The sequence below is a fragment of the Pseudoalteromonas sp. SWXJ133 genome (assembly GCF_015864365.1).
GTDB classification, from domain to species: Bacteria; Pseudomonadota; Gammaproteobacteria; order Enterobacterales; family Alteromonadaceae; genus Pseudoalteromonas; species Pseudoalteromonas arctica.
On the sequence record NZ_JADYXJ010000031.1, the window covers coordinates 45,831 to 52,735 of the forward strand.

At 41.0% G+C, this 6,905-nt stretch carries 6 protein-coding genes; 1 reads left to right on the forward strand and 5 read right to left on the reverse strand.

The window, feature by feature from the left end; genetic code table 11:
* Positions 1 to 6 precede the first annotated feature (6 nt).
* The 5 genes from serA to metK form a co-directional block, all read right to left on the reverse strand.
* A complete protein-coding gene (gene serA / locus I6F40_RS18080; RefSeq protein WP_166377776.1) occupies positions 7 to 1,236 on the reverse strand; it encodes a phosphoglycerate dehydrogenase in 1,230 nt (409 codons plus the stop codon).
* Positions 1,237 to 1,245: 9 nt separating this feature from the next.
* Positions 1,246 to 1,899, reverse strand: coding sequence for a ribose-5-phosphate isomerase RpiA (gene rpiA, locus I6F40_RS18085; protein ID WP_197193301.1), 654 nt, complete (start codon positions 1,897 to 1,899; stop codon positions 1,246 to 1,248).
* Positions 1,900 to 1,952: 53 nt separating this feature from the next.
* Positions 1,953 to 2,549 (reverse strand): 5-formyltetrahydrofolate cyclo-ligase, encoded by a 597-nt coding sequence (locus I6F40_RS18090; RefSeq protein WP_010554418.1) that lies wholly within the window; start codon positions 2,547 to 2,549, stop codon positions 1,953 to 1,955.
* 18 nt (positions 2,550 to 2,567) lie between these two features.
* Positions 2,568 to 3,116 carry a hypothetical protein gene (locus I6F40_RS18095; protein ID WP_166377778.1) on the reverse strand — a complete coding sequence of 183 codons (549 nt, stop codon included), beginning with the start codon at positions 3,114 to 3,116 and terminating at the stop codon, positions 2,568 to 2,570.
* 175 nt (positions 3,117 to 3,291) lie between these two features.
* Entirely contained in the window at positions 3,292 to 4,443 is a 1,152-nt protein-coding gene (metK, locus tag I6F40_RS18100; RefSeq protein ID WP_007584761.1) for a methionine adenosyltransferase, read from the reverse strand.
* Between the two features lie 304 nt (positions 4,444 to 4,747).
* On the opposite strand from metK, the gene tkt reads away from it, so the two are divergent.
* Positions 4,748 to 6,739, forward strand: a complete 1,992-nt coding sequence (gene tkt, locus I6F40_RS18105) for a transketolase (RefSeq protein ID WP_197193302.1) — start codon at positions 4,748 to 4,750, stop codon at positions 6,737 to 6,739.
* Positions 6,740 to 6,905: the final 166 nt, after the last annotated feature.

Consider the following 6,905-nt stretch of genomic DNA (forward strand, 5'->3'; position numbering starts at 1 on the left):
TACTTATTAATGCAAAATACGTGCTCTAATTGTACCCTCAACAGCGCTTAGTTCTTTAAGTGCTACTTCAGATTGATCTGTATCTACATCAATAACTACATAACCAATAGATGCGTCTGTTTGTAGGTATTGAGCAGCAATGTTAATACCGTGCTGTGCAAACGCTTGGTTAATTTGCGTTAGTACACCAGGGCGGTTGTGGTGCACGTGTAATAAACGGCTACGATTAGCAAGCTCAGGCAGCGATACTTCAGGGAAGTTAACGGCAGTAATAGTTGAGCCATTATCTGAGTATTTAGCCAGTTTACCCGCTACTTCAATACCAATGTTTTCTTGTGCTTCTTGTGTAGAACCACCAATGTGCGGCGTTAAAATAACATTGTCGAATTGGCGCAGTGGCGATACAAATTCTTCATCGTTAGATTTTGGCTCAGTAGGGAACACATCGATTGCTGCACCACTTAGTTTTTTCTCTGTTAGTGCTTCTGCAAGTGCATCAATATCAACTACGGTACCGCGTGAAGCGTTGATCAAAATAGATCCCTGCTTCATAACAGCAAGTTCTGCTGTGCCAATTAGGTTTTTAGTTTGCGGTGTTTCTGGTACGTGTAAGCTAATAATATCAGAGCGTTGTAATAACTGAGTTAGGTTATGCACTTGTTTTGCATTACCAAGAGATAGCTTATCTTCGATATCGTAATATTCTACGTTCATACCAATGTTTTCAGCCATAATGCCTAGCTGAGTACCAATGTGACCGTAACCAATAATACCTAACGTTTTACCACGTGCTTCAAACGAACCATTTGCTGTTTTTAACCAGCCACCACGATGAGCCGCTGCATTACGCTCTGGAATACCGCGTAATAAAAGTAGGATTTCACCAAGTACAAGTTCAGCAACTGAACGAGTATTAGAAAATGGTGCGTTAAATACAGCAATACCGCGTTCGCGTGCTGCATCTAAATCAACTTGGTTTGTACCAATACAAAAACACCCAACAGCAACTAGCTTGTCAGCTGAGTCTAATACGGCTTGGTTAATATGAGTACGAGAACGAAGTCCTACAAAGTGAACATCTTTAATGCGCTCTTTTAATTCGTCCTCAGGTAAGGATGTTTTAACGTAGTCGATATTGCTGTAACCGTTACGTTTTAGCGTTTCAACAGCGCTTTGGTGAACACCTTCAAGCAAGAGAATTTTAATTTTGTCTTTTGCTAACGATACCTTACTCATAACCTCATCCTATTTAATTTGTGGCCCATTTTTAGTACCGATAATCACTTTATCAGCACCACGCATCGCAAATAGGCCGTTGGTAACTACGCCAACAATTGAATTTATTTGTGCTTCAAGTTGTTTAGCATTGGTAATTTTTAAGTTAAATACATCTAATATAACGTTACCGTTATCGGTAACTACGCCTTGGCGATAAACAGGGTCACCACCAAGCTTTAATAATTCTCGTGCAACATAGCTGCGAGCCATTGGAATAACTTCTACCGGAAGCGGGAAGTCGCCTAATGTTTTTACTAATTTGGTGTCATCTACAATGCACACAAATTGTTTAGCTACAGCGGCTACTATTTTTTCGCGAGTAAGGGCTGCACCGCCACCTTTAATCATTTCGTTTTGATCGTTTATTTCGTCAGCGCCGTCAACGTATACATCTAAAGCAGCAACGTTATTAAGCTCAAATACTTCAATACCTAACGCTTGTAGGCGTGCGGTTGAGGCTTCTGAGCTTGATACAGCGCCTACAATAGTGTCCTTTACTGAGCCAAGGACATCAATAAAGTGATTAACAGTAGAGCCTGTACCCACACCTACAATAGTGTTTTCTTTTACAAACTCGAGTGCTGCCCAAGCAGCTGCTTTTTTTAATTCATCTTGTGTCATTGCTTTGTGCTCATGTATGTCAGAAATATGCGGTTAGTAATCAAATTTAATTGTTACCAACAGTATGTTTTATCTGGGGTGATAATGGTTTTAAGTGGTACATCCCACGACTCGATTGGTAGGGCCTCAACTTTTTGGCATTCATGTGCAAGGCCAATTAGTTGTGGTTTTTGCCAATTTTGTTCATGTAAACGCGCCAATGTCCGGTCGTAAAACCCACCTCCCATTCCTAGGCGATTACCTTGTTTATCAAATGCAACTAATGGCATAAGGAGGTAATCAAGCACTGGTAATGGGCATATTTGAGAGCAGTTCAGCTTAGGCTCCAAGATACCATAGCGATTTGCTCTCATGGGTGAGTTTTTCTCATAGCGCTGAAATAGTAAATTAGCGCCATTGAATGGGTGTATTATAGGTAGGTAAACGGTATGGTTTAAACTCCATAATTCTTTAATTAACAATGAAGTGTCTAGCTCCCCATCGTTACTTAAGTAAATGGCAATATGCTTTGAATTCGTTGTTTTTTCGCTTTTTAAATGTTGAATAAAATTCATTTTTAGCGATTGCGCAGCAATTATTTGCTGATTATTTGACAAGTTTTTACGGGTGTTACGAATTTTTGCTCTTATTTTTGCGCGTTTATTGCTCATTAAATTAATTAACCATTCTTAAAAAGAGAATAAATCGGGAAAAATTAAAAAAACAGCCAGTACGACTAGCAAAATTGTGGCAGTTGCAATCAATGAATATAAAAGTAAGTTACTGCGTTTTTTAGGAGGCGCTAAATCATCATCTAGCATTAGATCGTCACCTTGCCATTCGTCAATACTTTCGTCTGGTGCTTTTAATTGAGCTTCAGGAAGGCGTTGCTCTAACTCGTCTAACTTTTCTTCAAGGCGAATTAAGCTGCTAGTGATGTAATCGAGTGCATCAAAAATACGTTCATCACGTTGATTGTTATTTGCAGCAGGGTTTGAGCCATTTTGAATGATGTTTGAAACAGCTTGAAGCTTACTTTTAATACCTAAGCTTGCTAGTAACTTAGCCTGTTTTAACGCTTTGTCTTTATCGCTTGGTGCAAACAGTGGCTTACCTTTAAAAAAAAGAGCTACTTTTTCATCTGACGTTTTTAATTTTACAGCTAAATTTGTACATGCTGTTTTTATGTCAACGTTATCGGCAAGTCCTGCAAATATAACGCGAAAGTTATCGGCCATTCAACTATCCCTAAAGCTTTTATAATGAAATGAGTATATACCTAAAGTACAAAAGAATTCGAGGTTGATTTAATAGTTATTTTGTAGACGCTCTACAAACAATATAACTCATAAGTTTTAGATGCAAAAACGGCCCTTAAAAGGGCCGTTTTTAATTTACTACAACAATTTTGGCTTAAAGACCGGCGGCTGCGCGAAGTGCGTCTGCTTTATCTGTACGTTCCCAAGGGAATTCGTCACGACCAAAGTGGCCGTAAGCCGCTGTAGGAAGGTAGATAGGGCGTTCTAAATCAAGCATTTGAATTAAGCCGTAAGGGCGCAGGTCAAAATGTTCACGAATAAGCTCGATTAAACGGCTTTCTTCTAGCTTGCTTGTACCAAACGTTTCAACGCTGATAGAAGTAGGCTCTGCAACACCAATTGCGTAAGAAACTTGTAGCTCACACTTGTCAGCAAGACCAGCAGCAACAATGTTTTTAGCAACGTAACGTGCAGCGTATGCTGCTGAACGGTCAACTTTTGATGGATCTTTACCAGAGAAAGCACCACCACCGTGACGAGCCATACCACCGTATGTATCTACAATGATTTTACGACCAGTTAAACCACAGTCACCCATTGGTCCGCCAATAACAAAGCGACCTGTTGGGTTAATGAAAAACTTAGTTGCACTTGTAATAAGTTCTGCAGGAAGTACCGGCTTGATGATTGTTTCCATCACAGCTTCTACTAAATCTTTTTGCGAAATGTCTTCGCTGTGCTGAGTAGAAAGTACAACAGCATCAATACCTACTGGCTTACCGTTTTCGTATGCAAAAGTAACTTGAGATTTTGCATCTGGACGTAACCAGTTAAGCTCGCCGCTTTTGCGTACTTGCGCTTGGCGCTGTACTAAACGGTGTGAGTAAGTAATTGGGGCAGGCATTAGTACTTCTGTTTCGTTACATGCGTAACCAAACATTAAGCCTTGGTCGCCAGCGCCTTGCTCTTCTGGGCTAGTACGGTCAACACCTTGGTTAATGTCAGGAGACTGTTTACCAATAGTGTTTAAAATTGCACATGAATCGGCATCAAAGCCCATGTCTGAATTTGTGTAGCCAATGTCACGAATTGTTTTACGTGTAATTTCTTCGATATCAACCCATGCGCTAGTAGTGATTTCACCACCAACCATAACCATACCGGTTTTTACGTAAGTTTCGCATGCAACACGGGCATGAGAGTCTTGCTCTAGGATAGCATCAAGTACCGCATCAGAGATTTGATCGGCGATTTTATCCGGATGACCTTCAGAAACTGATTCAGAAGTAAATAAATGTTTTGCCATTGTAATTCTGCTCACAAATATTGCGCTTCACAAACGTCGGTATTAGCGCTAAAAAATTAAGGGACGTATTTTATCGAAAACAAAACACCTTGCATAGTGTTTTTACGCCTAGACGTCTAAATAAAATTACTAATAACTTTTTGGTCTTAAAAAATATTCATAATGCCTCACTTTTATAGGGTTTTTAATTGCACACAGCCCCCACAATAAGTAAGAATGGTCGGTATAAACGAACCCAAGTTACTTGGGTGCATAAACAAACACATAAATACCCGCGCAAATACACATAAAGGTAGGAGAATTCATGCCATCTCGCAAAGAACTTGCAAATGCTATTCGCGTCTTGTCAATGGACGCAGTACAAAAGGCCAAATCTGGTCACCCTGGAGCCCCTATGGGCATGGCTGATATCGCAGAAGTATTATGGCGCGATTATCTAAAACATAACCCAACGAATCCAGAGTGGGCTGACCGTGACAGATTTATTCTTTCAAACGGCCACGGTTCAATGCTTATCTATTCTCTATTGCACCTAAGTGGTTACGACTTACCACTGGACGAAATTAAAAACTTCCGTCAAATGCACTCTAAAACTCCAGGTCACCCAGAATACGGCTATGCACCAGGAATCGAAACTACTACGGGTCCATTAGGTCAAGGGATCACAAATGCCGTAGGTATGGCAATTGCTGAAAAAGCGCTAGCTGCACAGTTTAACCGTGAAGGTCACGATATTGTTGATCACTTTACCTATGCATTTATGGGCGATGGCTGCCTTATGGAAGGTATTTCTCATGAAGCAGGTTCACTTGCAGGCACATTAGGTCTGGGTAAACTTGTTGCATTTTGGGATGACAACGGCATTTCAATCGATGGCGAAGTAGAAGGTTGGTTTACAGATGATACACCAGCTCGCTTTAAAGCATACGGTTGGCATGTAATTAGTGGTGTTGATGGCCACGACAGCGATGCTGTAAGTGCTGCAATTGCAGAAGCAAAAAGCGTTACCGATAAACCTTCACTAATTTGTTGTAAAACAATTATTGGTTACGGCTCACCTAATAAATCTGGTAGCCACGATTGTCACGGTGCACCACTAGGTGATGACGAAATTAAAGCGTCTCGCGAATTCTTAGGTTGGACTGGCGATGCGTTCGAAATTCCTGATGATATTTACGCACAGTGGGATGGCAAAGAAAAAGGTCAACAGCTTGAATCAAGCTGGGACGAAAAATTTGCAGCATACGCAAAAGCATACCCAGAGCTTGCAGCTGAATATAAGCGTCGTATTAATAACGAACTGCCTGGCGATTGGGCTGAAAAATCTCAAGCGTACATTGAGCAATTACAAGCAAACCCTGCAAACCCAGCGTCTCGTAAAGCATCGCAAAATGCATTAAACGCATTTGGTCCGTTATTACCAGAGTTTATGGGTGGTTCAGCCGATTTAGCAGGCTCAAACTTAACAATTTGGGATGGCTCTAAAGGTTTAACACGCGATGATGCAAGCGGTAACTACATTTACTACGGTGTACGTGAGTTTGGTATGTCGGCAATTATGAATGGTATTGCGCTTCATAAAGGCTTTATTCCTTACGGTGCTACGTTCTTAATGTTTGTTGAATATGCAAAAAATGCTGTACGTATGGCTGCATTAATGAAGCAACCAAGCATTTTTGTATACACGCACGATTCAATTGGTTTAGGTGAAGATGGTCCAACTCACCAACCAGTAGAGCAAATTGCAAGCATGCGTTTAACGCCTAACTTATACAACTGGCGTCCATGTGACCAAGTTGAGTCGGCAATTGCATGGCAACAAGCTATTGAGCGTAAAGACGGGCCTACATCGCTTATCTTTACTCGCCAAGGTCTTGAGCAACAAGCGCGTGACGCACAGCAATTAAGTGACGTTAAAAAGGGTGGTTACATCCTTAGCTGTGACGGCAACCCAGAGATCATTTTCATTGCAACTGGCTCTGAAGTGCAACTAGCACAAGATTCAGCAACTGAGCTACGCAGCCAAGGTAAAAAGGTACGTGTTGTATCTATGCCATGTACTGATGCCTTTGAAGATCAAAGCGCAGCATACAAAGAAAGCGTATTACCGGCATCTGTTTCACGCCGCGTAGCAGTAGAAGCAGGTATTGCTGACTACTGGTACAAGTACGTAGGCCTAAACGGCGCAGTAGTAGGTATGACTACCTTTGGTGAGTCAGCACCTGCAGGCGAGCTGTTTGAGCACTTTGGTTTTACAGTGGCAAACATTGTAAGCAAAGCAAACGAGCTTTTTTAATCGCTTTGATTAAATAAAGTAAGTAATTGAAAAACCCGCACATGTTGCTAATGCAGATCGTTTAAGCTAATTGAACGATCTTTCAAAGGGCTCATAATAGGCTACAACAGAAGTTGTGGCCTATTTTTATGTCTGAATTTATTAAAGAATTACACCTTACTACTGA